Genomic DNA, 26607 nt, shown 5'->3' with positions numbered 1-26607 from the left:
TTCGCTGATTCCACAGGAAAAACACAGTTCAAACGAAACAAAATGTACTATATACTGTCATAGACCTAACAAATGATAAATTATTGGGACTTAAATCAATGAAACTGACAAAGATTTTTTTGTATCTGTCTGTTGTTCTTTCTGTTTTCGGGTGTGCATCCGTGGGGCGTGATTATGTCAGGCCGGAAGCCAAGCTTCCTGCCGGCTGGCACACTGCGCTGAACAACCCTGTTAAAGCGGAGGCGGACAACCCGCAGATAATCAAAGAGTGGTGGAAGGTCTTTAACGACGACACACTGAACAGACTTGTGGGTATGACCGTTGACGGCAACCTCGACCTTAAGAAGGCCTACGCATCCCTTGCGGCATCCCGTGCAAAACTGGGAATGACCGAGGCCGAGGGCAAACCGAGCCTTTCGGCATCGGCATCAGCAAAGGGAACCTACTATGGCGACACTTCCGTTGATCAGACTCAGGACAGCTATTCAGCAGGGTTTGATGCCTCGTGGGAGATTGACCTGTTCGGCGGAGTGAGAAAGGGCATCGAGGCTGCCTCGGCCGATGCGGAGGCTTCAAAGGAGGCTCTGCACGACGTTCTGGTCTCTCTGACTGCGGAAACGGCGAAAAATTATATCTCTCTGCGTGCCGCACAGAGCAACCTGAGCTACTATGAAAAGGATATCGCCATAAAGACTGAACTTTATGAGATTGCGAAAAAGAAATATCGGGCGGGTACCGGGGACGAAACCGATGTGCGCACGGCTCAGTATACCCTTGAATATGCGAAAACGAACCTTCACGATCAGCGGCTTTCCATAGCCCAGTATATGAACAGACTTGCTGTGCTGACGGGTCAGACGCCGGGCAGTCTGGACAGTATGCTCGGCCAGAGCGGTGTGGTTCCTGTTGTGCCGGTTTCAGCCGCAGCGGGGATCCCTGCGGACATGCTCCGCCGCAGACCGGACATCCGTCAGGCGGAAAGGGAACTGGCGGCTCAGACGGCCAGAGTGGGAGTTGCGGAGGCGGACAGATATCCCAAACTGACCCTTTCGGGTACATTGGGGCTTTCCTCGTCCGATTTCGGCAGTCTCTTCAAGCAGGAGAGTGCCAGCGCATCAATTGGCCCGAGTCTGACATGGAAACTGTTCGATTTCGGCGCAATAAAGAACAACATAAAGGTTCAGGACGAAACCAGAAAGCAGTATCTGGCGGCATATGAGTCGGCTGTGCTGAACGCTCTGGAAGAGACTGAAAACGCCCTTAAAGGCTATTCGGAGCAGTATTCCAAGGCTCTGCAGCTTGCAAAGGCGGCAGAATCCGCCGAGGCGGCCTATCTGCTTGCAAGGCAGAAATATCAGGCGGGACTGGCGGAATATACGGATGTGAAATCCGCAGAACAGTCATACATCAGCTACAACAATCAGCTCCAGACAAGCAAAGGTTCGGCGGGTACAAACCTTGTCAGTTTATATAAAGCACTCGGCGGCGGCTGGGAATCAATCGAAACAGGGGAGAAGAGCGAATGAGCAAAGTAAACACCGCTGAGATTGCGGGAAAAATAGGCGGAAAAAGAAGCGGCGGCGGCCGGAAAAAATTCATCTGGCTGGGCGTTATCGCAGTGATAGTCATCGCACTGGGCATAAAGACCTGTGTGAGCGGAAAGAACGACATTCCGCAGTATAAAACGGTTAAGGCGGAGCAGGGTGATTTCACCGTAAAGATATCCGCAACGGGAACCCTTCAGCCCACAAATCAGGTTGAGGTGGGCAGTGAGCTTTCGGGAACGGTTAAGGCCGTTTATGCGGACTACAACAGCAAAGTGACCAAAGGTCAGATCCTTGCGGAACTGGACACGGAGAAGCTGGAGAGTCAGCTGACCCAGTATGCGGCGGCCGTTAAGGCTGCTCAGGCAACCGTTCTTCAGTCGCAGGCCACCGAAAGGGAGACACTGGCAAAACTGAACAGACTTAAAAATCTGTATGACATAACTCAGGGGAAGTCCCCTTCAAAATCGGATATGGATGCGGCACAGGCCGACTATGACCGTGCGGTGGCAAACACAGCTTCGGCGCAGGCTCAGTCCGCACAGGCCGAAGCGAACCTGAAATCCGCAAAGACAGACCTTTCAAAGGCCAAGATTCTGTCGCCTGTGAACGGGGTTGTGCTCACCAGAAGCGTTGAACCCGGTCAGACCGTTGCGGCTTCATATCAGGCTCCGGTGCTCTTCACCCTTGCGGAGGATCTGAAAGAGATGGAGCTTATAGTGAACGTTGATGAGGCGGACATAGGTCAGGTGAAAGAGGGGATGCGTGCGGAGTTCACTGTGGACGCATATCCCGACAAGGTCTTCAAAGGTGACATAACTCAGGCCAGATACGGCTCTGAGACCGTTGACAACGTGGTCACCTATGCAACCGTCATCAGGGTGGACAACAGCAATATGCTCCTTCGCCCCGGAATGACCGCCACATCCGACATAATAGTCAAAGAGCAGAAGAACGCAGTGATAATCCCCAACGAAGCGTTCAGATATGCGCCCCCCGCAATGGATGCTTCCGGCGGTTCTTTCGTCAGCAAGCTGATGCCCCGTCCCCTCAGAGCGGCAAAAACCGCTCCCCGACAGAAAAAAGAGGGAGCGCAGACAGTCTACAAACTGGTGAACGGAATGCCCCAGCCTGTTGAGGTTGCCACAGGAGAGAGCAACGGAAACGGCAGAGAGCTTATTCAGGGGGATATAAAAGCGGGTGACGAACTGGTCATCGGCACAGTAAACGCAAAGGGTAAGTGATGGAAACGGGAAACACGCCGCTCATAGAGCTTAAGGGCGTGACAAAGATATACGGGATGGGGCAGTCGGAGATGCACGCTCTACGTGGCATCGACATAACCATCGAATCGGGTGATTTTGTTGCGGTCATGGGGCCGAGCGGCTCCGGCAAATCCACCTGTATGAACATTCTGGGATGTCTGGACACACCCTCAGGCGGATCGTACCGTTTCGGCGGTGTGGAGGTGGGCGGACTGGACAGAGATCAGCTGGCGAGACTGCGCCGTAATTACATAGGCTTCGTTTTTCAGGGATTCAACCTGCTTAGCCGCACCAGCGCAATAGAGAACGTGGAACTTCCGCTCCTTTACAGAGGGGTTTCGGCCTCCGAAAGGAAGAAGGAGGCGGCGAGAGCTTTGGGTATGGTGGGGCTGAACGGCTGGGAGAAGCACAACCCCAACGAGCTTTCAGGCGGTCAGCAGCAGAGGGTGGCGATAGCAAGGGCGATAGTCACCAGCCCTTCGGTTCTGTTTGCAGACGAACCCACCGGAAACCTTGACTCCGCCCGCAGTGTGGAGATCATGGAGCTTCTGACAAGGCTGAACAGCGAACAGGGCATAACAATCGTAATGGTGACCCACGAGCCGGAAATGGCGGCATACGCCAAACGGTGCATCCATTTTAAAGACGGACTGGTGGTGTGACATGCGGATAATGCTTTTTAATACAATTCTTCTTGCACTCAGGGAGATACGCAGAAACGTACTGCGTTCGTTCCTTACGGTGCTCGGTATAGTTATAGGCGTTGCGGCGGTTATCACCCTTGTCACTGTGGGCAACGGAACCACGGCGCAGGTTACGAACCAGATAGCCAGCATGGGAAACAACATGCTGATACTCACCACCGGAAAGAGGATGGGCGGACCCGACAGAACTGTGGCCCCTGCTTTCAGCATTGCCGATGCGAAGGCCATCCACAAAGAGATAGATTCTGTTGCGGCTGTGACCCCCACAGCTTCAACATCTGAAACGGTGGTTAACGGAAACTCAAACTGGCAGACGAACATAACCGGAACCGACAACGAATTTTTCACCATCAGAAACAGAAGCATCTCAAACGGCCGTATGTTCGAGGATGCGGAGCTTTCCGGCGGCCGTTCGGTTTGTGTGGTCGGTGCAACTGTGAGCAAAAACCTTTTCGGCGGACAGGATCCGGTTGGGCAGTCCATGAGGGTTAAGAACTTCACCTGCTCCATAATCGGCGTTATGGAGGCAAAAGGTCAGTCCAGCATGGGCAGCGATCAGGACGATATCGTCATAATGCCGCTCAAAACCGTTCAACGCAGGCTGACAGGAAGCAAAGATGTTAATATGATTCAGATATCGGTGAAAGACGGTGTATCCACAGACGACGCCATCACCGAGATAGAGTCCCTCATGCGGGAGCGCAGACATCTTGCGTTCAACGAGGACAACAACTTCAACGTAATGGACATGAAGGAGATAACCAAGATGCTCACCAGCACAACAAAGGTGCTGACGGCTCTTCTGGGTGCTGTTGCGGCGGTGAGTCTTCTTGTGGGCGGCATAGGCATCATGAACATAATGCTGGTGTCCGTCACCGAACGAACCAGAGAGATAGGCATCAGGCTTGCAATAGGAGCCATGGAGCGGGAGGTTCTGCTCCAGTTTCTGGTGGAGGCGGTGGTTCTGTCGTCTCTGGGCGGCATAATCGGAATAATAATAGCCATTGCGGCCTCTTTCGGCATTTCCAGTGTGATAAACGTCCCTTACGTTTTTGACGGCGGAGTGGTTCTGCTTTCGTTCCTTTTTTCCGTTGCGGTGGGCATCATCTTCGGATATTTCCCAGCATTGAAAGCGGCACGGCTCGACCCCATCGAGGCTCTCAGACACGAATAGATTATGTTTGCCTCCGTGGTCTAAAGATTGTATATTATTTAATATTATAAAATAACATTGGTTCACGGAGGCTCATATGAAAAAGCTCTTCATCGGCGGACATTGGGTGGACACCGGAAAATATATGGACGTTCAGAGTCCCTATGACGGCACCCATGTGGAAACCATCTGCACGGCATCAGCCGACCTCACCCGTGAGGCCATAGATTCTGCATTTGAAGCCAGAGACACAATGAAGCACCTTTCAGCCGCCAGACGGGGCAAGATACTTGACAACGTTGCGGCGCTTATCGAACGGGACAAAGAGGAGATAGCCGCACTTATCACCGCCGAGGCGGGCAAGGGGCTTGTTTTCTCCAGAGGAGAGGCCAGCCGAACTGTCGAGAACTTCAAATTTGCCGCAGACGAAGCACGCAGACTCAGCGGCGAGCTTGTTCCCTATGATGCATCCGAATCCGGAACGAACCGTTTCGGCTACTATAAACGCTACCCCATCGGTGTTATCGGCGCAATTACACCCTTCAACTTTCCTCTGAACCTGGTTGCGCACAAGGTCGGCCCAGCAATTGCGGCGGGCTGTCCCATTGTTCTCAAACCCGCATCGTCAACACCCCTGACAGCTCATAAACTGGTGGAACTGCTTCTGGAGGCGGGACTTCCCGCAAACGGAATCAACCTGGTGGTGGGTTCGGGTTCAGTTGTGGGCAACGTTATGGTGGAATCGGACAAGATAGCCATGATAACCTTCACCGGTTCACCCGCAGTGGGGCTTGATATCAAAGCCAAGGCTGGCATCAAGAAGGTCACTCTGGAACTGGGTTCAAACTCTGCGGCGGTGATCCACGAGGATGCGGACGTTCGCTATGCCGTGCCGAAATGCGTCACGGGAGCTTTTGCAAACAGCGGTCAGGTGTGCATCTCCATCCAGAGAATATATGTCCACGAGAGCAGATACGATGAGTTCCGCACGCTGTTCATAGATGCTGTGAAATCCAGCAGATGCGGCGACCCGAAGGACGAAAAGACCCTCGTAGGACCTATGATAGACGAAAAAGAGGCCGCCAGAGCCGAACAGTGGGTTAAGGATGCCGTTGCTCAGGGCGCAAAGCTGACAGTGGGCGGCGGACGCAAAGGCACACTGCTTGAGGCCACCGTTCTTGAGGAGACCAACGAAAAAATGACCGTTGTGCGTGAGGAACTGTTTGCGCCTGTGGTCTGTCTGATGAAATACAAAACGCTGGACGAGGTCATTGAGCGGGTTAACGATTCCCAGTTCGGACTTCAGGCGGGAATTTTCACGAATAACATCCACAACGCCTTCAAAGCCATCGACAGGTTCGAGGTGGGCGGCGTTATGATAAACGATATGCCCACTTTCAGGGTCGATCAGATGCCCTACGGCGGTCTGAAGCTTTCCGGCACAGGCAGGGAAGGCCCCAAGTTTGCCGTTGAGGAGATGACGGAGATAAAGACCGTCATGTTCAATTTAAACTGACGGGAGCTTGTTGACGTCATTCTGAGGCTTTTGCCGAAGAATCTCTTTTTTATGAGACCCTTCGCCGTTGCTCAGGGTGACTGTGAATAGACGTCACTGCGAGGGCTTTGTCCGCAGCAGTCTCATAACTTTTGTAAAAAATGAATGTAAATCCCCCTCAGTCCCACTAGCCAAAGGGAGCTTTAACTCCCTCCTTTTCTAAAGGAGGGGCGGGGTGGATTCTCTTATATTTTTTTGGGGAGAAAAAGGTGAGATATATTTTATTTGTCATGCTGTTAATGACATCCGCCGTCTGCTTCGCCGCCGGAATAAGCGATGGGGACATCAGGGGATTTTTCCCCAAGGCGGACGAACTGCCGGGCGGGTCTGAACTCTGGCTGGCCACGGGTGTGCGCTCCACTCCGGGCAAAAACCATACTGCCTACAGCGCAACCTATTCGTATTACTCAGGCAAATCCGACAAGCTGATGGACATTATCCGCAAAAAGCAATACAGAACCAACGTTGCGGTATATTCGTTCAACAACTTTGTCGATGCGGAAAAACTCTTTAAACAGCTTACCAACGACGCACCCAAGAACCGTTCCCAGATGGTGCGGTTCGGCGAGAGGGGACTGTTTTTCATCTATCCCCGCTCAGGCTACATAAACGATGCGGACTTCTATCTGGTATTCATCAACAGAACCTTTGTGGTCTGGATGCAGGCGGACGACGGCTTTGCCATCATGGACGTTGCGAATCCTGTCAACGAGGCTATAAACAGGTTCATAGTGAACAACCCCAAGATATACATGACAAAATCAATCCACCTTCAGGCATCCGCCGAAGGGCTTGAGACCCAGACAAAAAAACTGGATTTCACCACGGACTATCCCGCCAGCATAAAGGTCAGCGGAAAGGTTTTCGACAGGAAAGCCGGAGCGCTTCAGGGTGCGAGGGTGATGATCCTTGAAACCGGCGACAGCATGATAACTTCTGCAGACGGCAGTTTCAGCAAGACTCTGCTTCTGGACGGAATAAAGGACGTTGAGCTGTCTGCCAATTTCTATATGGAGCAGGACGAAGCATCGAAAGCGGCATCGTTCGGCAGCGGTCTGGTGGAGGCGGTGCTTTCATCATCCGACGGCGACAGGCGCACTCAGCTCTGGAAGCTGGACAGCGTCACCGAAAGCTATTTCGGCACGGCATACATAAAGACATCCAAGGGCACTGCCGGATACCCCCTCACCGGAAAGATAATGAAGAACGGTCTGCTTAACCTGACCCTTGACTGTTCCAACACCGGAATAGATTTCAAATGTCAGCAGGTTTTCACCGGACAGGTGAAGAACGGAAAAATACAGGGCAAATGGAGCGGAACGGGCGGCGGCGGAACCTTCTCAGCCGAACTCGGAAAGTATACGCCTGTGACCCGCAAGGTTATGATAACAAAGGATGTTGCGGACATCAGAACCATGATATCTCCCAACAGCGGTGTTTACACTCAGGCGGACACCCCTTCGCTGGTGGTCTCTTCGAACCCCAACAACAACGCTGTTATATATGTAAGTCCAGACATGAACAGACTGGGGCTGGACGATGTGACGACGGCAGAGGTCAAGCTGGTGCTCACCCACATTCCCAAAAATCAGTCGGGCAGTCTCTCTGTGTTCCTCTTTGATGCGGACATGGGGCTGGATAAAAAACTGAGGCTGGGCAGAGGAAGCTATGCAGGGCAGGCGGTGACATCCGAAGAACCGTATAAGGCCGAGTTCGAGGTCTATGACATGCTCAAGGCCGGAAAGGCCTTTGCTCTGGGCACTGTTCAGGAGGCTAAATCCAACGGGTTCCATGTGTTCTCCGGTGCAGGCGAGCAGTATGACACGCTTAAACCCTATTTCCTGATAACCGAATATTCCGACAGCGGCAAAAAATCCGCAGTTAAACCCTTTATATTCGCCAAAACCCTTAAAGCGGGCGGCGACAATCTGGGCGATAGAAACAAGCCCCAGAAAGACGGCATAGACGACGTCTGTTTTGAAGGAACCTTTGCGTTTCCCGGCGGCAGACTCAGCTCTTTTGAAATAGAGATAAGCGGAGCGATCAAAAAGGTGTTCAACACCAACCCCGTTGACATTTATCCCCTTGCGGGTATCTTAAGAGACGGAAAGATGCTGAACAGACCGGACGGAAGCATTGACCTGCTTCTGGAAAATCCGGCTGAGAAGTTCGATATCTGCGTCAACGGAACCTATAAACCGGAAAAGAACGAGCGGATTATCTACAGATATATTGTTGACGGCACACCCTATGAGGGATTTGCCGAACAGGAGAAATGATGGAAGATTTTATAGGGCTGGCAGTGTTCATCGCTCTGGCGGTTTTTGTTTTCAGGCTTAAACCCGGCGCAGGTTGAGGCGCATATAGCGAAAGCTGCAGTATCGAGGATCGATACAAGAAAATAAAAGAAGAAAAAGAGAAAAAGGAAGAAGATGACAAACCTTTACAGTGAAATAAAAAACGGACTGTTCCTTATATCCGGCCCCTGCGTTATCGAAGATCAGGACATGCTGCTGCGAATTGCGGGCAAAGTTCAGAAGATAACTGACGAGCTGGGTATAAAATATATTTTTAAGGCATCCTTTGACAAGGCTAACAGAACCTCTGTCACAAGCTACAGAGGCCCCGGACTTGAAGAAGGACTTAAGATGCTTGCGAAGGTGAAGGCCGAGACAGGACTTCCCATCCTGACAGACATCCACGAGGCATATCAGGCGGCGCCCGTTGCGGAAGTTGCCGATATCCTCCAGATACCTGCGTTCCTCTGCCGCCAGACCGATCTTCTGGTTGCGGCGGCGAAGACCGGAAAGATAGTGAACATTAAAAAGGCTCAGTTCCTCCCCGGAAACGACATGGGACACCCCTGCAAAAAAGTCACCGACAGCGGCAACGATCAGGTGATACTCACCGAGCGTGGCACAATGCTGGGCTACGGCAACCTTGTGGTTGACTACAGAAACCTTGTGGACATGACGCAGTTCGGATTTCCCGTTGTCATGGACGTTACCCATGCGGTTCAGAAACCCGGCGGACTGGGCGGAAAGAGTGGCGGCGACAGGGGCTATGTGCCTTATCTGGCGCAGGCTGCGGCGGCTGTGGGCGTTGACGGTTTCTTTTTCGAGACACATGAAAACCCCGAAGAGGCGCTTTCAGACGGCCCCAATATGGTGACTCCGGATAAGCTGAAAGAGATACTTAAAACCATAATCGACATCAGGGCGGCCATCGGTAAGTGAGCGGGCTGTATATCCACCTGCCCTTCTGCAAGAGCAAATGCGGCTACTGCGGATTCTACTCGGAACCGGATGCCTACGGGCTGACTGAAAAATACTTTGATGCCCTGCTGAAAGACCTTTCGGCGAGGCAGTCTGCTGAATATGATACGTTATATATCGGAGGGGGAACGCCGTCGTCGGTTTCCCCCGTTCTGCTCTCCGCCTTTCTGGAGAAGCTCTCGGCAAAGATCCCATTCAGTTTTGAGGAATCAACCATAGAGGCAAATCCCGAAAGCGTAACACCGGATTTTCTGTCCGTTGTGCGTGAGTTCGGGTTCTCAAGGATTTCGATGGGATGTCAGAGCACCGATGAAAAGGTTCTGAAACTGCTGGGCAGGGTGCACGGCAGGGCGGAGATATTCGGTGCGGCGGAGCTTATCAGAAGCATGTGTCCCGATACGGCGCTGAATCTGGACATGATTTTCGACATACCATCAGTTGACAACTCCGTGCAGATGAAAACTCTGGAAGAGATGATTTCCCTTGCGCCGGAACATGTTTCGGCCTATTCATACAGTTTCGACACGGAATATCTGAAAAACACCGAACCTTGCGGCGATTCGGCTTTCTTAGACGTTAAGAAGGCTTTGCAGGCGGCGGGATATCACAAATATGAGATATCCAATTTTGCAAAGGCAGGGCACGAGAGCAGGCACAACATGGCCTACTGGCGGCTTAAGGACTACGACGGGCTTGGTGCCTCGGCTTGGTCGCTTAAAAACTTCGAGGGCGGCAGGGTGCTCAGCGGAAAGACCAGAGACCTGCACGAATATATCGCAAATCCTGAGGCCTTCGCAGAGACCGACAGAACCGAAGGTGTTCATGCGGCGGCGCAGGAGCTTGTTTTCGGCCTTAGAATGCTTGACGGAACGGATTTTTCATTATTAAAATACAGATACGGTGATGCGGCCTGCGTTTTTGAAGAGCGGGTGGACACGCTGGTTTCGGAAGGAATGCTCACATGGCGGCGGGAGAATCTATGCTTAACGGAAAAAGGGGAACTTATCTTGGACTCTGTGCAGGAATATTTGTGGGGCTGTTTGCCCTGAACGCCTTTGCGGGCTGTGCGGGAGACTGCATGACCTGCCATCGTAAGCTGGTGGGAAATAAAGACCACATAGCACTCACCACCTGCGTCAAATGCCATACCCCGTCAAACAAGAAACTGTTCGAGTTCGGCAGCAGATCGAACGAAGGCTGCGGCGACAACTGTTTCGACTGTCACAAACAATGGCCGAAAGACGGCAACCACGCCCCAATGCTGAAATGTGAAAACTGCCATAATAAATCCAAAAAATAATTTAGTGTTTTAGTAACAATACTGTATAATATGTTTTATTGTTTAACTTTGGAGGATGTATGAAGGCTGACTGGAATGAGGCCCTCGAAAGCGGCAATGAAACCATTGATTCCCAGCACAGGGATCTGTTCAACCATATCAACGCATATTTTGACAGTCTTGAAAAGGTCTACGGGCATGAGATAACCATAAAGACCCTGAACTATCTTCTGAAATACGTCAGATTTCACTTCGGAACCGAAGAGGAGCTGATGAAGCGTTACGGATATCCCGACTTCAGCGAACACCTTACGGAGCACAGAAAGCTCGTGGACGAGCTGATGAACTGCTATAAATCACTGATATCAGACGGTCACAGCGAAGAGATAGTGGAGCGTCTCAGAGTTCTTCTGAACGAGTGGCTTGTGGCTCACATCATGGGATATGACAAGAAACTTGCGGAGTTTATGAAAGAGAGCGGTTTCAACGCCTAGTTGAGGCTGCTCATATAATTTTTGAGCAGAGCCGCTCTGGCCTTTGCGTTGTTTTTCATTGCATCATCCGCAGAGGGTATGGACGCCAGTTTTTCGTAAGCGTTAACAGCTTCGCCGTATTTCTTCTGAATATCAAGTATACGTGCATAGGCATAAAGCATATACGCATCGCCGGGTGCGGCGTGAACCGCTTTCTGATATGCCGTTTCCGCCTTATCAAAATCCCCTGCGTTCTCCTGAATCAGTCCTGCTGTGTAATATATCTGTCCGCTTCCGCTCTTGCGTGTGTTTGAGTTCAGAAGTGAGAGTGCCTGCTGGTCAAGCCCCAGAGAGGACATTTCCATTGCCGCCGCACTGACCACAGAAGCATCCGCCAGATACGGGTGGTCGTCTATCACAGGCTGAACCTCGTTCAGCTTGCCCTGACGTATCTTCGCAGTGAGAAACCCTGTCAGAACGGGCTTTGTGGCGTTTTCAGCAAGTGCTCTGGAGTAGAACTCCTCCGCACGTCTGTTATTGCCGTTTCTGAGTGCCTCTGCCGCCTGAGCGACAGTGGTGTTATATTCTGATTTGCGGTCGTATTCCCTTTTTGCTTTTCCGGACAGCACGAATGATGGGTTGCTCTGTACTGTCGGTCTTGGTGCAGCCTGAACTTCGGGCTGGGCAGGTGTTTCCGGCTGTGCCGGAGCCGCCGCAGGTGTCTGAGGGGGCATCGGAGCAGACTGCTGGGGTTCCAGACCTGCCGGTTTATGTATCTCTGGCAGACTGCGCATTGCAGCCAGTCTTTGCTGATTTGCCGCTGTGGGGTCATATTCGGGAGCCTTTTCAGCCATGGGGGGCTGCTGAACGGGAGCAGGCTGAACAGGCTGAGCCGTCTGAGGCTCGGGAGCCTTACGGGGTGCAGGTGCGGAAGCATCCGGAGACTGAACCACAGGTTCCGCCGCCATGGGAACGGCGTCTGCCGCCGCATTGACCTTATAGTCGTTGCCTGCGGGCATAAACATTACGATCATAAAACCGATGACAGCAACAGCCAGAAGCACCAGAAGTGACTTTCTGGGGCCTTTCCCTCTTCTGCCGGAAGGTTTCAGGTTCAGCATACTCGGCGGAACCGCACCTCCTTTTCTGTTTGAGCTGTTTACCTTTTTCAGGCTGTCCAGTACAAGGCTCATAAGTTACCGTCTATCAGTGAAGTTGTTATCATTATTACCAGTTCACGCTTTTCCACCTGCTTGTCCTTGGCTTTGAAAAGTGCGCCTATTCCGGGGATATCCGCCAGAATGGGAATGCGTTTTTCCGCTATCTTCTCTTCATTGTCGATAAGGCCGCCCATTACTATGGTGGAGCCGTTGGGCACGGTCAGAACAGTTCCCGCCTCTTTCAGGTTGACTTTCGGATAGCTTGCCACTGTGGTGCATGTGCCGCTTGAATCGCATTCCTGAACGTAGGTTCCGGCGGTATCGTCCTCAATTCTTGTGAGTATGGGCACCACATGGAGGGTTACGCTGTTGTCCTCCATAATATTTGCAGTAACGCCGAGAGTTATTCCGTGGAGAACTGTTGAGCGTTCGTATGTTATTGTCTGTTCGTTGTTTTCAGTGTCACGGTCGACCTTTTTCTCCCAGAATGGGCGGAGCTGACCGGAGGTTATCATTGCGCTCTGGCCGTTTAGAACCCTTATTCTGGGATTGCCCAGAGTCTCTATTTTTCCCTGAGTGGCGATGAATTTAAAGAAATTGTCGTAAGACTTTACATAGCCTACGGGAGTTCCCGATGCCACAAGATCGCCTATCAGCGACACGCCGAAGCGTGCGTTCTCGCTGGTCCAGTTTATTCCGTATGAGCTGGCATCTGAGAGGGTCACTTCCATTATTCTGGCTTCGATGAGCACCTGTTTTGAAGCGTCTTTAACCGCATGGGCGATGTAGTCGTCTATCATCGCTATGATATAAGGCGGAGCGGTCACTGTCAGCATGCCCGTAAGGGTGTTGAACGAGTAGCCTTTCATGCCTCTGTAGTATGATATTCTGGTGTCGCCTGATGATGACTGACCGGATGATGAGCCTGCGGAAGCGGCGGCTTTTGATCCGGTTCCGGATGCCGCAGGAGCAGATGCACCGTCCTGTGCTGGCTGTGCCGGCTGGTCTGCGCCCTTGGTTTTCTGGCCTGTTTCATCGGTGTCTGGGAAAATCATGGCATTGACAGTGCCGAGGATCGTCTGGTGAAGATCGGCTCTGCTGCCCTTTTTGCTGTAGCTGAGTTTAAAATCGCCGGCCAGACCTGAGTCGCTTCCGGTTGAGCCGAATATATTTCCGCCTATTACGGCGGTGTTGTCACCCACAACGGTTGTGTAGGGAATCCTGTAGTTTTTGGTGGTGAAGGCGTTCACCCTGATGGTGCTGCCGGATATTTTATAGCCCACTCCTGCGTTTTCACAGATTATTTCCAGTGCCTCTTTTGCGGGCATGTTCTTAACGGTGAGGGTGAATGGCTTGTTTACGTTTATTTCCGGACCGATTATGAGGTTTAGACCCGTTTCTGCGGCTACCATATACAGAACGGAGGAGAGGTTCTGCTCCACGGCATCCATGGACACATAGACGTTTTCCAGCGGATCGTTCTCTATTGCGGGCTTGAAAATGACAGGGGGAGGGGGCGGAGCCAGCGGGAGCACGGGCTGTGCCTTAGAAAAATCTGGCGTAACAGAGGCCGCCTGTCTTTTTTCGTCCACAGTTGCGCACGAAGCCAGAGACAGAGCAAGCAAAACAGTTAGTACTGAACGTAATACCATCTTTTTCCCCATGTTCCTTCCAGCAGTATTCTGGAATCTTCAACTGCTGTCAGCCTAATATTCTCCGAGACAATATCTCCGAGGTTAACGAGTCTGCCGTTTACTACGGCACATTTTTTAAATTTTCCGTTCATGACGGCCGAAACTATGGCTCTTGGCGGAGCGACTATCTCCGGAGCGGGGGATGCCCCCTCTTCGGCAGCAGTAACTGACGGAACGGCATCGGGCTGAAAAACATTATAAAAGTTTTTAATAAACGGATTCTGATAATACCCCGACAGTTCAAACGTTTCAGGCTTTGCCGGAGGCGGGCCTAACATCAGGTCCTTAATGAATCCGGAATCCTCTTCCGCTATGCTCACATTGAACATTTTAAGCAGGTGAGAGCTTTGCATAACAGCTCTTGAGGTCACAAAAGAATCTATCATAGACTGAAGAAAAAATACACACAAAAGCACTGCAAAAGGCAGTGCGACCTTAACATAGTGGCGGGCTGTGAGCAGTTTAAGCTTCTTATTGTTCATCATTGCCGCCGAAGTAGGGCTGAGTAGTTCGTATTGCGAACATTACCTTTTTTTGCCGCCGGATGTGAAGGTCATCTTCTTGACCACGATCACAGGCGCAACGCTGTTTTCAAGATAATCGGCTATCTGGATTATCTGTGAAGGGTCGGTGGGCTCTATTTCAAATTCCATTTCCGCAGTGTAGGCACTGCCGGAATCGGTAAGCTCTTCCGTTATACTTCCGCCGTAGAGAGTGCGGAAATTTTCCAGTGTTTCAAGCAGGAGGATCTTTGCCTCTCTGCGGTTCAGATAGGGAGGGTTAGTTTCGCTGAGAGCCTTTTCCAGATCGTTCAGTCTGGTGCGTATCTCTCCTGTTTTATACCCTGCCGCCTCTGAGCGTATCTTTTGTATATTGCTCTCAATGACCGAGTTTATGGCGCTAAGTACAGCCAGCGACACCGCAAGGGTCAGGATAAGGCTGCTGAAAACCATAAGCAGTCTGTAGCTTTTGAAGATGTTCATAAAGCCTGTCATTGGGTCACCGCTTCGCCCTGTTTCGGCCGCTTGAAGATAAGGTGTATGTTGGCAATCATTTCGCCTGTGCGGTATTCGGTGGTGTTTTCAAGGGTGTAGCCGCCCTGAGATGTTATCTTCTCCGATTCGGCGCTGAGCCTCTCTTTGAAGTCTTCCATCTGATCCAGCCTTTTGAAGGGAAGTTTGCCGTTAAACTCCACTATGTCGTTTGCGGCATCTTTAGTGTTGAAGGAGACCAGATCAAAATCGGTCATCTTCAGAAGTTCGGCGAACAGCCCGAAGTCTTTCAGTGCGCTTTTGTCACGCTCCTGCAGGGTGCGGTAGTAGTGCAGGTCGAAATGCCTCTCTTTTCCGGCGTTAACCTCGGACATATAAGAGCGTATCCTGTTTTGCAGGTTCATGGCCTGTGCGGTCATCTGCTCTTTGTTGTTGTAAAAATGTATTATAGATGACGCATTGAGCACTCCCAGAAGCATCACAATGAAGAACGAGATTATGCATACGATGGATGTAAGCTGAATCTGCGCCTGTTTCTCTGCTATGGGGGTCGGGGTCATGTCGTATGCATCGTCAAGATAGCACAGGGAGATTGGGATAAGGTATTCCTGAAACACGTCGTTGGGGCAGTTTTCGATGACCCCTGTGGGAACAAGGGTTGACTGGGCGATGCCCGAAAATTCGTAGAACATGGTGACAAGGTCGCTCATGTCGGCGAGTCTGCCGGAGAAAATGACCTGATCAATTTTCAGACGCAGGTTTTTCGTGGCGTACATATATGTAAGGTTAAGGTATTCGTAGTAGGCGTTTAAAAGGTTTGCCGAATTTTCAGTGGGGTTGCTTCTGGTGTAGATTATGAAGTCGTTCTGGCAGATCGTCACGCATATTTTGGTTTTGTCTGCGTAGGCGTGGAACACCACCTTGTCCGGAAAATATCTCTGCACCAGCGAGCAGAGGGCAAAGTCGGACACGGTGAACATGTTCAGCCGCTCCATGGTGTCCTCGGTGAGTCCGGAATCTTTATAGAGCAGGGAAGATGGAACCATCAGCACCTTATAGTTCAGTCCGCCGGATGAATCCGGAAGCTGGGCACTGTTTGATTTGTAGGCCATCAGATAGTCCTGTGCAGGGTCGATGCTCTCTTTCAGCTTGTTCATTGAGATCAGACGGAAGGTTGCGGCGTCCTTTACAGGGGGCAGGGTGATGTTCTCCTCGATGGTATCGAAATAACTTATGCCGATGTTGACGGGCAGGCCTTTAGAAAGAGGCTGAATATTTTCAACATCCGTGGTATAATATTTAAGCAGGGAAAAGGTTTTTCCTTTTCTCTGTATTATTACGGCCTTAGCAGAAGTTGTCTCGTTGGACTTGAGAAGTTCGGCACTGAATAATTTCATACCCAACGATACTATGGCATGCGGGCTATTTCAAGAGATTTAATACTATATGTTGCGAATTCTAGTTGTTGAAGATGACGAGGCAATACGCAGTCAGCTTTGCTTCGCCTTAGAAAGAAAATATGAAGTGTCCGAAGCTTCTAACGCTCCGGATGCCATTGCCGCCACGAGCGGAAAAACCTTTGATGCCGCCGTTGTGGATCTGGGCATGCCCCCCAGCGAGCAGAGCCCTGTGGAGGGGCTGAAGGTTATCGATCACCTTCTGGCCACGTCACAGTGCAAGATAATCGTTCTGACCGGGCAGGGTACTCAGGAAACCGCAATGAAAGCCCTTGAGAGGGGAGTTTTCGACTTTCTGCTGAAACCCGTCAAGATGGAACAGCTCCTGTTTTCAATTGAGAGAGCCGAGCTTTTCATCACCACCGAAAGGGAGCTTCAGAAGCAGGGTGTTGAGCGTATCGAGCTTCAGGTCAAGATAGGCGACGGATTGCAGAAGCTGAGAGAATCCGCCGAGAAGAACATAATTCTCAAGGTTCTGAATGAAACAGGGTTCAACGTTTACCAGTCCGCAAAAATTCTGGGCGTTAAGCGTGAGAGCCTCTATTACTTCATAAAGAAATTCAATCTGGTCAGAAAAACGGATGCCTGAGCAGTTTTTTCTGTCGGTTCTGGCCATTGCTGCGGTTCTTCTGATAGTCCGTTTATCCACAAACAGGATTACGTCCAGACATTTTAATATCATAAGCCAGCTTATAAAGATGAATGAAGTTGACGGGTTTGACCCCGTTAAACTTCTTCATCATCTGGAACCCTTTCTGACCAAACTGGGCATAAAGGATTACGGCTACTATCTTTTTTATCACAACACCGAATATGTACGACGAAACGGCTCAATGCGCAAACCCATGGAAAAGTTCGTCCACACCGCCGACTATACGGTTTATATAGGCATTGTTCCCAGATTCGGCAGGCTCGATCCGGATTTTATCTCAAGGATACTGGTGGAGATAATCTTCCTTCTGCTCAAAGCGGATGTGAACATTCAGACCGCATCGGCAAGGGAAGCGTTCCGTAAATCAGAAGAGATACAGACTTTTGTGAACCATGACGTAAAAAACCTGATCCAGTTTGTAAATGCACTGGAGTTTAACCTGAACGAAGTTCAGGACGAGGCGGGGCATAAGAGGCTGATCCGCTATCTTCAGAAAAGTCTGCCCTCGCTGAAGGTGCGGGCGGATAAGATATTATCGGCTCTGAACAGCACCAGACCCGAGCCGGACAGCATACCGGAAAAAATGAGGCCGATAGTGCTGGCCTCGGACATCTCCGCGATATACGGCATAGTCCTGCACTCGGAAAACTCAATTGACACCGAAATAACCGCAGGCAAGAGAGAACTCACCGTTATTATTGAAAATATTATAAAAAACTTTTACGATAAGAGCATCGTGGAACCGGGTATCGATCTTTTCATGAGCATGGACGAAGAGGACGGTGCATATCTGCTGACTTTCAGGGACACGGGCTCCCCCATCCCCGACTGCGAAAAGATATTTGAGCCGTTTTATTCCGGCAAGGTGAACGGACTGGGTATCGGGCTTTTCCACTGCCGCAATCTGGCCATGGGCATGAACGGTTTTCTTAAAGCGGAAAACACTCCCGATGGGCCGGTTTTTATTCTGAGTGTTAAGAAATGAGGTGTCTGATGTCCGAAAAGGGATTTACACTTATCGAAGTTGCCATTGTAATGGTCATCATAGGTGTATTGATGGGCGGAGCTCTGAAGTTTACGGGAATAATTCAGCAGGCCAGAGGAAAGAGGGTGGTTTCTGATGTCACTGTGCTTGTGGACGCTCAGAACAGGTATTACGAGAGGATGAAAAGACTGGCAGGGGATACGAACAACGACGGACTTATAGATTTCACAACACTTAATTCAACTCAGCCCGACGACATAAACACCGGAGCAGCGGATGTCGACAACGCATTTGACGAACTGCAGGCTCTGGGGATACTCCCCGCCACCAGTTCAAACGCTCTGCTCTCATCAACTCAGGACGGAGCCTATATGTATTTTGCCGGCATAGGAACCACCAACATGATAGTTGTGCTGGGCGTTGAATGTGCGGCGGCGTTTCAGATGGAGATTCAGATGGACAACACCAACCCTGCCGCTCTGAACAACGCCGGCAGCGGAAGGGTCAGGCGCATAAACGGTGACACTTTAGAGACCACGGCATCATCATGGACAACCGATGGCACAGCCTGTGTTACGGGCGGAGCTGTAAACACCTCCGCAATCACAAACGTTGCCTATATTCTCGGATCCTTATGATCATTTCTTTCTGTCGGTCTCGATGACCTTGTTCATCAGATTGTCACGAACCTGTTCGTAACAGCTTAATATTGCTGATTTCTTTCCCATGCTCTGGTTCATGTGGTAGACCACCGAACCTTTGGATGTGTCGTAGATCTGACCTCCGGTTCTGAGGTCATACATGTTTACTGTCAGGTCGGCGCTTATCATTTTCAGGTTTTTGCTGACCCTGCTCTCTGAGATTCCGAACTGTTCTTTGACTATTAAAAGCAGATCGGACGATCTTTTCGCCTCATCCCTGTAGTCGCCCACGGAACAGCTTCTGGCCGAAAGCTCCGTGACGGTGAATTTCATCCCCGCAAGGTTGTTCACCAGTGTTGGCAGGATGTTGTTGTCAGCACTGCAGCTGACCACTGCTATTCTCAGGTTTCTTCCCTTTCCGCCTATAATTCCCAGCTCCGTGAGGTCGTTAACCACCGTTTCAGGGCGTATCTGCACCAGATACAGTCCGTCGAAGAAGTTTCCGGAGAAGGATGTCAGCAGAGGGAAGGAGTTGTCTACATATTTATCTGATACAGAGTATATTTTTTCGTTTACAGTGAAGTTCTTTTCACGGTCAAGGCTGCCTGCGGCTTCATCAGTAAAGGATTTGACCGCCTGTCTGGATGCCTTTGATACTGCCAGCTTGCCTATTCCCTCGCCGCTTCCAAGAGCGGGTATGCGAACCCTGACAAAACGGATGCCCGACTGATTGGGGCTTTCAAGCACTTTGGAGTAGGGAGCTTTTGCCGCAGCCATCATGGCCGCCCCTTCCTGATCTTTTCCGGCCTTGCGCATAACGTAGCCGTGGAGCGGTTTAACCGTCTCGTATCTTTCGGGGAAAAGCTCTTTCATGGTATCCAGTAACCTGTCCGTTTCCGTGAAGCGTCCTGCGGAGAGTGTCTCCGCCACCTGAGACGAAAGGTCGTTTGAGGAGTCGTTTTTCAGAGCCGTCAGGGACTTTCCGAACGGGCGGATGTTGTCGATGGTGACATCGCCTTGGAAACTGCGTATCACCTCGAAAGATGGTCTGTCGTTCATCAGAACAGATTTTATGTTCAGGGGTTTGCGTGCGGCAAGGTTCATGCTGTTGTCTCTGAAGATAACATCCTTTATGTCCGCATCTGCATCGGCCACAGAAATTGCAGTTTCGTTCCCTGAAAACTCGCTTTCGGAACAGGCCAGACTGCCCGCTCCCGCCGCCAGTCCTGTTTTGTTGGCTGTGAATCTGGATTTGAATATTTTAACGGTTGCTCCGTGGAGGAGGCTTATTCCCTTTTCAAGCCCCTCTATGCGGCAGTTTGTGAAGCTGACGGAGGAGTTTGCCGCTGTGAGGCCTGTGCCCTCATGGAAAAAGACGTGTTCGAATATTCCGCCGTTATCGCCTGTGTCTGCTAGGCTCACAGTATAGTTTTTACCTCTGAAGACTATATTCTGCTTCTCTGAACCGATGGCTTTCACAGAACCTTCCACCAGAAGGGAAGCTCCGTCTTCGAACTTAAGAACCGTTCCCTCTTCGATATCCAGCCTGATGCCTTTTGGAACCTTGAGTGCCCCTTTGATAATGTACGGGCTTGCCAGTGCATAAAAGGTCGTGGACTCTTTCAGCTCTCCCGAAACCTCTGTGGGGCCGGGTTTAACGACCATTCTGGAAATTTCGGAATAGCGGCTGAGGTTTCCTGCGGTGTCCTTTGCAAGCAGTCTGTAGAAGACCTTCTGTCCGTATTCAATATTTTCGTCGGTGTATTCGTTCAGCGGGGTGTGTGCCAGTTCCGCATATTCGGGCTGGGCTATGGTGGCTTTCTGAATTATGTAATCCTTCATGTCGGGTTCGTTAAGCATTGTCCATGTCAGCCTGAGTCCTTTGCCCGCTATGGAGCTTGCGAAATCAGTCGGCTGTGCCGGAGGAACCGTGTCTACAATTATCTGATAAGGCACCTGAGTTTTTGCGGAGGTGCGCTTGAGTTTATTGTTCAGGCTGACGGTTATCGTCTGGTTTTCCCAATTGTCGCCGGAAACAACCACATATTTGCCCAGATACTGTCCGGGTGCCGTTTCCTGCATCTCGATTCCCTTGCGCATGGTTCCTATGTCGAAATATGCATCAAGCCCTTCGTCTCCTTTGAGGGATACGAGTATCTCCGAGCCTGTTTTAAAGGGGGAATCCAGAGCGTTTGTGACAACGGAAAATATGGTGGGGGGACGGAGTCTCAGAAGATCCACAGGTTCGGGCATCTGCTTGGCTATGCCACGGCAAAGCTCATCGAAAAGGCCGATCTTGACAGAATCTCTCAGCACCAGAGCGGATGAGACAGCCGTTGAGATTGCCGACCAGGGAGAGAGCGGGATGCTTCCGGACTGTTTTACAACTCTGTCCTCTTTTTCCCAGATGATAGCTCCCGTTTCGGCATCCACCAGCTTAACCGCCATGCTTACCGTCAGACTGCCGTATATTCCTGCGTATATCTTGTCAACGCCCAGAACGTTCACATAGACCAGACCGTCAACGCCCAGAGCGTCGCCCAGTTCCTTTGTGGTGAAATCCTGCCATTGCTTTCCGGATTTCTCCTCCATAAGGAATATTTTGGAATCTATTGCTGAAAGCTCCGTATCGGCGTAGTTTTTGGAGCCTATATGGTTGAAAAAAGTGACCCTCAGCTCTTTCAGGTCTTCCGGCTGTCCGTCGCCCGAAACCGGAAGGACTGCAATTGCCGACGGCAGTTTTGCATAAGAAAAAGCGGGCACCGCCAGAATGAACAGTGCCGCAAAAACCGCTGATATTAAATGTTTAATTTGCTGCGAGAACATCGAGATACTTCCCTGCCTTGTCCTCAAGGGCAGAGGCATCTTTTTTCTTCTTTTTCATGAGGATGATGCCGTTGGCATACATCTCAACAGCCTCTTTCAGGTTGTTTGCGGATTCAAGCCTTTCCGCATCGGCGATATATTTTACGTCCTGATCTTTAAATATTTCGATTATCTGAGAAGTTATCTTGTCTATGTTCTCTTTGCGAACCTTGTTGCTAAGCTCTATGTCGGTGGGGAGTTTCGCCACTTTCATGGGCACTTTGTAGCTTCCCATGTCAATGCCGCTGGTGGCCTCGTCTCTGGCTTCCTGCTGAGACTGAACCGTGTTGCTGTAAACTATTCGTCCCTGAGAGGTTTCCACTACCCTGTAGCTGATGCTGAGGAAGCTGAATTTCTCATAGAACGAAACGTCATATTCGGCGTAGTCGTATACGGGCTTGTCGATGAATTTTTTAGGTTCCGCAGGGATTTCCGTCCTCTCTTTTTCGGCCTTGGCCTTCATCTTTTCCCAGTCGGTCCATTCGATGTTCAGCACCTTCTCCGTGCCCACCTGAACACGATCCTTGCGCTTGCTCTTCTGCACGTTGGATTCGGTTCTGGAATCCAGAACGTCGCCCATGAGCAGATAGTCGGCACTCTTTATCTTGAAAGGATCGGCTCCGGCAGATGCTGCGCCGCTGTTGCCTGCAACCGCAAGCTCATACTCACGCAGAAGCACCTCAAGTGCGCCCCTTTCGATTATTTTGACATCGTCAGCAAGCTGTTTCTGAAGCAGCTGCATTATGTTGGAGGAGGCCTGAAGTCCCAGTTCCGGCTCGTTCACAGGGGATTTGAAGGGTATAACTGCGATGCTTTTCAGTGCTCTGGAGAGTATTCTCTCCTCAACGTCCTTTCTTTCGGTCAGAAGTCCCTGATAGGAGGGAGCCAGATCGCTCAGCATTCTGTAATAGAAGTAGGAGAGGCCGTATGCTCCTGCCTGCTTCGCCTTCTGTCCGTGGAAGAACATGTTGTCGTAATATCTGTTCAACTCAGCTGCGGGAACCTTGACCGCATGCTTCTGGTCGTTGTTGAGTGTGCTCATAAGCCGGTTTGCGGTCATGAACAGGTCATAGGACTGCTTGAACATGTCCTGAGAGGCAAGCTCAACGCCCTTCTGGAAATCTGTTTCTATAAGTTTTATCTTGGCTGAGGCCAGATTCTTTTTCATGTCGTCTGTGACATCGGGGTATGACACGGCTTTGGTGTAGTAGCTGATGGCGGAGGCAAGGTCTCCGTCGGTGATGTATCTGTCTGCCTTTTCAGCGTAATATGAAGCAACGGAAGCTGCCTTTGCCTTTTCGGAATATTCTTTTACAAACGGATCTTCGGGTCTTATCTCCGCCATCTTTTTAAGGACGGGTTCGGCCTGTCTCCATTCGTCCTTTGCGGCCAGATTTTCTGTTTTGGTCTTAAGCTGGGCGAATATCCTGTCGGAATAGTTTCTGAATATGGGGGCGAGTGCGGTTTTGTCCAGATCTTTGACAGAGGCTATGGCGTCGTATGCCTCGATGTATTCACCGGAGTCGAAGGCTTTCTGCGCCTCCTCCTTTCCGGCATTTATGGCGTCATTGGTGAATTTTCTGTATTCAGCTGAAATTCTTTTATATTTTGTGAGCTCTTCGGAGGTGACGGCATACTTTTCTGCGGCGGCTATGCTGTCGTCAGCAGATGTGAGCAGTTCCATCGGAACGGGCGGTTCCTGTGAGAGGTTCTGTTTAACCAGCTCCATCTTCTCATCATAGAGTGCTCTTCTGAAGTTTTCTGCTTCCGAGCAGAATTTCTGTTCAGCGGGGAATTTTTCGCAGAGTCCTTTAACGTTGCCGTAGGCCTGTTCCTTCTGTCCCTGTTCAAACATGACCAGACTGTTACGGAACAGAACATCATCGTCCGCTGTCACGCATCCGGCCACAGAAACCGCCACTGCGGCGGATACCGCTGTGAATCTTAAGAATTTTCCGATACCCGCTTTAGAGAAATAGGACATAGCACCCTCTGTGATTAGTATTGTTTTGTTTAATTGTACATTATGGATTTTATCAAATAAAGAGAAAATGGAGAATAAAGTTGTGTTGATTTACCATTTGTTTCCGGAGAGGGATTTAAACGGACGTAAAAAAACCCGCTCGGCTGAGCGGGTTTTGAGTTGTTATCTTGATCCCACTATGAAGCGGGTGGGGTTGACGGGTACACCGTTCACCAGAACTTCGTAGTGAACGTGGGGGCCTGTGCTTCTGCCGGAGCTTCCGACTGCCGCTATGCGCTCACCCTTCTGAACCTGCTGTCCTGCCTGAACGTACATGTTGCTGTTGTGTGCGTATTTTGTCATGTAGCCGAAACCGTGGTCGATGATAACTATCTTGCCGTATCCGTTTTTGCGTCCGGAAAAGATAACCGTACCTTTTGCGGCAGCTCTGACGGGTGCGCCGTATTTAGCGGCTATGTCGACACCTTCATGGAAGACCCTGCGGCCTGTGAAGGGGGATATTCTGTATCCGAAACGGCTTGATATCCATCCGCCTGCGGGCCAGATGGAGGGGGTTGAGCTCATAACGAGCTTCTGTTTTTCAAGGAAATCTGCCAGCTCTGTCAGGCTGAGGGCTCTTTTTTCGAGGTCAGAACCGAGGCTGGAGAGTGTGTTTGAAAGGTCTTTAAAATAGTCTTTGTCTTTCTGTTCGTTGGCTTTTTCGATATCTTCAACGGGGTCGATCTCTTTTCCGCCCATTGCCAGCTGTTTCTTTTCAGGAACCTTGCCGCCGTATGATGCGAGGCCTCTTACCTTCTCTTCAAGCTCGATTACGGAAGCCAGTTTGTCGTTGATGACCACCATCTGGTTTTCGTAGCCTGCTATCTGGTTCTTAAGTTTTTCGTTTTCGTTTTTATATGTGAGAAGAACCTGTTTTTCTTTACTGATCTGGCTGAGTTTGTAGAATCCGACACCGGAGACAGCGGCAAAAACGGCGCTGAACGCAAGAACCCCGGCAACAAGGCTGCCGCTGAGCTTACGTGTCTTAACTTCGCCGAGCCGTGACTCATCGAAAATCATGACCGTATACTTTTTCTTCATTCCGCCTCCCATAATTGAATTTGATTGTCAAGTTTACACGAAACTGCCGATTTTATCAAGATATTATCCCGTTCCGGCAGTTTCGCTCTAAATCGTTGTTATATTTTTATTAAATTTGCCCTGACAGTTCCGCCAGCAAATCTTTTACTCTGTGAGCGCACTCGGCAACGGGAACTTCCTCGGTCACTCCGGTCTTTCTGACGGTGACTTCGACGCATCCTCTTTCCAGAGTCTTTTTGCCCACGGTTATCCTGACGGGGATACCGATAAGCTCTGCGTCGTTGAATTTAACGCCCGCTCTTTCGTCCCTGTCATCTAAGAGGGGTTCAAGTCCCATATTGTTCAGAATATTGTATATTGCTTCCGCATTTTTCACCACATCCTCCTCTTTTACAGAGAGGGGAGTGACCACAGCCTTGAAGGGAGCCAGCTGAACAGGCCACACTATTCCTTTCTCGTCGTGGTTCTGCTCGATTGCCGATGCAGCCACACGGGTTACGCCGATTCCGTAGCATCCCATGATGAAGGGCTGTCTTTTGCCCTCTTTGTCCAGATAGGTGGCGTTCATTGATGCTGAGTATTTTGTTCCCAGCTTGAAGATGTGCCCGACCTCGATGCCTTTGGTTATTACATATTTTCCGCCGCATTTGCAGCAAGTGTCGCCGGGGTTTGCGTTGCGGAAGTCGTCGACGTCGGCAAATTCAAAGTCTCTGCCGTGGTTGATGTTTATTGTGTGTGTCTCACGCAGGTTTGCGCCGACACAGTAGTTTGCCATTGCCGCAACGGCGTAGTCGCCGTAAACGGGAACCTTTATTCCCACAGGGCCTGAGTAGCCCAGCGGGCCGCCTGTTGCCTCTTCTATTTCGGCGTGCGATGCCAGCTCGACCACAGAGGCATTGAAATAGTTCTTAACCTTCGCCTCGTTCATCTCGTGGTCGCCCCGAACCATGATGCCCACCAGTTTTTCATCCACACGGACTATCATCGTTTTCACTATCTTCTCTGCGGGCATTCCGAGGAAAGCGGCAACCTCTTCAACGGTTTTGGCCTTGGGGGTGGCCACGTCCTCTGAGGGCAGAAGCTCTTCGCCGGATTTCTTATGATCGTTCACGCAGATGGCCTTTTCAAGGTTGGCCGAATAGTCACATGAATCACAGCTTATAACAAAGTCCTCGCCTGTTTCGGCCAGAACCATGAACTCGTGGGAGAATGAACCGCCGATTGCGCCTGAGTCGGCCTCGACAACCTTATATTTCAGTCCGCATGCCTCAAAGACTGCGCAGTATGCCTTATACATCTTCTCATAACTCAGGTTTGCGCCTGCGTCGTCCATGTCGAAAGAGTAGGCATCCTTCATCGAGAACTCACGTCCTCTCATCAGTCCGAAACGGGGGCGAACTTCGTCACGGAATTTATTCTGTATCTGATAAAGATTTATAGGCAGGTTTTTGTATGAGCTGATATAGCTGCGGACGATGTCGGTTATGACCTCTTCGTGGGTGGGGCCATAGCAGAAATCTCTGTCGTGGCGGTCTTTAATGCGCAGAAGCTCCTTGCCGTAGTAGTTCCAGCGGCCGGATTCCTTCCAGAGCTCGGCGGGCTGGACAGAGGGCATAAGAAGCTCGATGGCTCCCGCCTCGTTCATACAGCGGCGAACAACGTCCTCAACCTTGCGGATCACCATGAGACCCAGCGGCAGATAGCTGTATATGCCCGATGCAAGTTTTTTTATCATCCCCGCACGGAGCATCAGTTTATGGCTGACGACCTCGGCTTCAGCGGGAACCTCACGCAGGGTAGGTATGAAAAATCTGCTGTATCTCATATGTCATCTCTCCTTGATGAAAAG

Annotated in this window: 22 protein-coding genes; 13 read left to right on the top strand and 9 right to left on the bottom strand. The window is 50.7% G+C overall.

All coding sequences use genetic code 11. The annotated features are described in order from the left end of the window. Positions 1-83: 83 nt before the first annotated feature. From C8D98_RS11620 to C8D98_RS11575, 10 genes are all read left to right on the top strand, one after another. Positions 84-1526, top strand: coding sequence for an efflux transporter outer membrane subunit (locus C8D98_RS11620; protein WP_165871309.1), 1443 nt, complete (start codon positions 84-86; stop codon positions 1524-1526). Further along, on the top strand, positions 1523-2788 hold the full coding sequence (locus tag C8D98_RS11615) for an efflux RND transporter periplasmic adaptor subunit (RefSeq protein WP_132874327.1): 1266 nt from the start codon (positions 1523-1525) through the stop codon (positions 2786-2788). The genes C8D98_RS11620 and C8D98_RS11615 overlap by 4 nt, the downstream gene beginning before the upstream one ends. Then, positions 2788-3471 (top strand): ABC transporter ATP-binding protein, encoded by a 684-nt coding sequence (locus tag C8D98_RS11610; protein ID WP_132874326.1) that lies wholly within the window; start codon positions 2788-2790, stop codon positions 3469-3471. Before C8D98_RS11615 ends, C8D98_RS11610 begins: the two co-directional genes overlap by 1 nt. 10 nt (positions 3472-3481) lie before the next feature. Continuing rightward, a complete protein-coding gene (locus C8D98_RS11605) occupies positions 3482-4687 on the top strand; it encodes an ABC transporter permease (RefSeq protein WP_132874495.1) in 1206 nt (401 codons plus the stop codon). Between the two features lie 76 nt (positions 4688-4763). Then, complete coding sequence (locus C8D98_RS11600) at positions 4764-6182, top strand: aldehyde dehydrogenase family protein (RefSeq protein ID WP_132874325.1); 1419 nt, start codon at positions 4764-4766, stop codon at positions 6180-6182. A gap of 248 nt (positions 6183-6430) precedes the next feature. Continuing rightward, positions 6431-8500, top strand: a complete 2070-nt coding sequence (locus C8D98_RS11595) for a hypothetical protein (protein ID WP_132874324.1) — start codon at positions 6431-6433, stop codon at positions 8498-8500. Between the two features lie 153 nt (positions 8501-8653). After that, a complete protein-coding gene (kdsA, locus tag C8D98_RS11590; RefSeq protein ID WP_132874323.1) occupies positions 8654-9457 on the top strand; it encodes a 3-deoxy-8-phosphooctulonate synthase in 804 nt (267 codons plus the stop codon). Beyond that, the gene (gene hemW / locus C8D98_RS11585) at positions 9454-10545 is read left to right on the top strand and encodes a radical SAM family heme chaperone HemW (protein WP_132874322.1); all 1092 of its coding nucleotides are present in this window, start codon (positions 9454-9456) and stop codon (positions 10543-10545) included. Before kdsA ends, hemW begins: the two co-directional genes overlap by 4 nt. Beyond that, a complete protein-coding gene (locus tag C8D98_RS11580) occupies positions 10476-10796 on the top strand; it encodes a cytochrome c3 family protein (protein WP_243640968.1) in 321 nt (106 codons plus the stop codon). Before hemW ends, C8D98_RS11580 begins: the two co-directional genes overlap by 70 nt. Positions 10797-10855: 59 nt before the next feature. Beyond that, complete coding sequence (locus tag C8D98_RS11575; RefSeq protein WP_132874321.1) at positions 10856-11269, top strand: bacteriohemerythrin; 414 nt, start codon at positions 10856-10858, stop codon at positions 11267-11269. On the opposite strand, the gene C8D98_RS11570 is transcribed toward C8D98_RS11575, so the two are convergent. The 5 genes from C8D98_RS11570 to C8D98_RS11550 are packed head-to-tail and all read right to left on the bottom strand — an operon-like array spanning position 11266 to position 16491. Then, on the bottom strand, positions 11266-12441 hold the full coding sequence (locus C8D98_RS11570; RefSeq protein WP_132874320.1) for a tetratricopeptide repeat protein: 1176 nt from the start codon (positions 12439-12441) through the stop codon (positions 11266-11268). The two genes, C8D98_RS11575 and C8D98_RS11570, sit on opposite strands and share 4 nt — an antisense overlap. After that, the gene (locus tag C8D98_RS11565) at positions 12438-14060 is read right to left on the bottom strand and encodes a hypothetical protein (protein ID WP_165871308.1); all 1623 of its coding nucleotides are present in this window, start codon (positions 14058-14060) and stop codon (positions 12438-12440) included. The genes C8D98_RS11570 and C8D98_RS11565 overlap by 4 nt, the downstream gene beginning before the upstream one ends. Next, entirely contained in the window at positions 14039-14584 is a 546-nt protein-coding gene (locus C8D98_RS11560; protein ID WP_132874318.1) for a hypothetical protein, read from the bottom strand. The genes C8D98_RS11565 and C8D98_RS11560 overlap by 22 nt, the downstream gene beginning before the upstream one ends. 42 nt (positions 14585-14626) lie before the next feature. Next, entirely contained in the window at positions 14627-15097 is a 471-nt protein-coding gene (locus C8D98_RS11555) for a hypothetical protein (RefSeq protein WP_132874317.1), read from the bottom strand. Continuing rightward, a complete protein-coding gene (locus tag C8D98_RS11550) occupies positions 15094-16491 on the bottom strand; it encodes a type IV pilus biogenesis protein PilM (protein WP_132874316.1) in 1398 nt (465 codons plus the stop codon). Before C8D98_RS11550 ends, C8D98_RS11555 begins: the two co-directional genes overlap by 4 nt. Before the next feature lie 49 nt (positions 16492-16540). Here C8D98_RS11550 and C8D98_RS11545 point away from each other — a divergent pair, with 49 nt between their 5' ends. The 3 genes from C8D98_RS11545 to C8D98_RS11535 are packed head-to-tail and all read left to right on the top strand — an operon-like array spanning position 16541 to position 18826. Continuing rightward, positions 16541-17140, top strand: coding sequence for a response regulator (locus C8D98_RS11545; RefSeq protein WP_132874315.1), 600 nt, complete (start codon positions 16541-16543; stop codon positions 17138-17140). Next, complete coding sequence (locus tag C8D98_RS11540) at positions 17133-18188, top strand: sensor histidine kinase (RefSeq protein ID WP_132874314.1); 1056 nt, start codon at positions 17133-17135, stop codon at positions 18186-18188. The genes C8D98_RS11545 and C8D98_RS11540 overlap by 8 nt, the downstream gene beginning before the upstream one ends. Positions 18189-18196: 8 nt before the next feature. Further along, positions 18197-18826, top strand: a complete 630-nt coding sequence (locus tag C8D98_RS11535; protein ID WP_165871307.1) for a type II secretion system protein — start codon at positions 18197-18199, stop codon at positions 18824-18826. Here C8D98_RS11535 and C8D98_RS11530 read toward each other — a convergent pair whose 3' ends face one another. The 4 genes from C8D98_RS11530 to C8D98_RS11515 form a co-directional block, all read right to left on the bottom strand. Continuing rightward, positions 18827-21655: a fibronectin type III domain-containing protein gene (locus C8D98_RS11530; protein ID WP_165871306.1), complete on the bottom strand. Its 2829-nt coding sequence runs from the start codon at positions 21653-21655 to the stop codon at positions 18827-18829. Beyond that, entirely contained in the window at positions 21636-23678 is a 2043-nt protein-coding gene (locus C8D98_RS11525; RefSeq protein ID WP_132874311.1) for a hypothetical protein, read from the bottom strand. The genes C8D98_RS11530 and C8D98_RS11525 overlap by 20 nt, the downstream gene beginning before the upstream one ends. A 162-nt stretch (positions 23679-23840) precedes the next feature. Beyond that, positions 23841-24758: a M23 family metallopeptidase gene (locus tag C8D98_RS11520; RefSeq protein WP_132874310.1), complete on the bottom strand. Its 918-nt coding sequence runs from the start codon at positions 24756-24758 to the stop codon at positions 23841-23843. A gap of 109 nt (positions 24759-24867) precedes the next feature. After that, entirely contained in the window at positions 24868-26583 is a 1716-nt protein-coding gene (locus tag C8D98_RS11515) for a proline--tRNA ligase (protein ID WP_132874309.1), read from the bottom strand. Positions 26584-26607 lie beyond the last annotated feature (24 nt).

Source organism: Seleniivibrio woodruffii, assembly GCF_004339245.1.
Taxonomy (GTDB): Bacteria; Chrysiogenota; Deferribacteres; order Deferribacterales; family Geovibrionaceae; genus Seleniivibrio; species Seleniivibrio woodruffii.
The sequence above is the reverse complement of the archived record's forward strand: the minus strand, read 5'-3'. Positions and strand labels throughout refer to the sequence as shown.

Coding starts and splice junctions, on each gene's coding strand:
- C8D98_RS11615 (WP_132874327.1), top strand. CDS start 1,523: ATGAGCAAAGTAAACACCGCTGAGATTGCGGGAAAAATAGGCGGAAAA.
- C8D98_RS11610 (WP_132874326.1), top strand. CDS start 2,788: ATGGAAACGGGAAACACGCCGCTCATAGAGCTTAAGGGCGTGACAAAG.
- C8D98_RS11605 (WP_132874495.1), top strand. CDS start 3,482: ATGCTTTTTAATACAATTCTTCTTGCACTCAGGGAGATACGCAGAAAC.
- C8D98_RS11600 (WP_132874325.1), top strand. CDS start 4,764: ATGAAAAAGCTCTTCATCGGCGGACATTGGGTGGACACCGGAAAATAT.
- kdsA (WP_132874323.1), top strand. CDS start 8,654: ATGACAAACCTTTACAGTGAAATAAAAAACGGACTGTTCCTTATATCC.
- C8D98_RS11580 (WP_243640968.1), top strand. CDS start 10,476: ATGCTTAACGGAAAAAGGGGAACTTATCTTGGACTCTGTGCAGGAATA.
- C8D98_RS11575 (WP_132874321.1), top strand. CDS start 10,856: ATGAAGGCTGACTGGAATGAGGCCCTCGAAAGCGGCAATGAAACCATT.
- C8D98_RS11570 (WP_132874320.1), bottom strand. CDS start 12,441: ATGAGCCTTGTACTGGACAGCCTGAAAAAGGTAAACAGCTCAAACAGA.
- C8D98_RS11565 (WP_165871308.1), bottom strand. CDS start 14,060: ATGGTATTACGTTCAGTACTAACTGTTTTGCTTGCTCTGTCTCTGGCT.
- C8D98_RS11560 (WP_132874318.1), bottom strand. CDS start 14,584: ATGAACAATAAGAAGCTTAAACTGCTCACAGCCCGCCACTATGTTAAG.
- C8D98_RS11555 (WP_132874317.1), bottom strand. CDS start 15,097: ATGACAGGCTTTATGAACATCTTCAAAAGCTACAGACTGCTTATGGTT.
- C8D98_RS11550 (WP_132874316.1), bottom strand. CDS start 16,491: ATGAAATTATTCAGTGCCGAACTTCTCAAGTCCAACGAGACAACTTCT.
- C8D98_RS11545 (WP_132874315.1), top strand. CDS start 16,541: ATGTTGCGAATTCTAGTTGTTGAAGATGACGAGGCAATACGCAGTCAG.
- C8D98_RS11540 (WP_132874314.1), top strand. CDS start 17,133: ATGCCTGAGCAGTTTTTTCTGTCGGTTCTGGCCATTGCTGCGGTTCTT.
- C8D98_RS11535 (WP_165871307.1), top strand. CDS start 18,197: ATGTCCGAAAAGGGATTTACACTTATCGAAGTTGCCATTGTAATGGTC.
- C8D98_RS11530 (WP_165871306.1), bottom strand. CDS start 21,655: ATGTTCTCGCAGCAAATTAAACATTTAATATCAGCGGTTTTTGCGGCA.
- C8D98_RS11525 (WP_132874311.1), bottom strand. CDS start 23,678: ATGTCCTATTTCTCTAAAGCGGGTATCGGAAAATTCTTAAGATTCACA.
- C8D98_RS11520 (WP_132874310.1), bottom strand. CDS start 24,758: ATGAAGAAAAAGTATACGGTCATGATTTTCGATGAGTCACGGCTCGGC.
- C8D98_RS11515 (WP_132874309.1), bottom strand. CDS start 26,583: ATGAGATACAGCAGATTTTTCATACCTACCCTGCGTGAGGTTCCCGCT.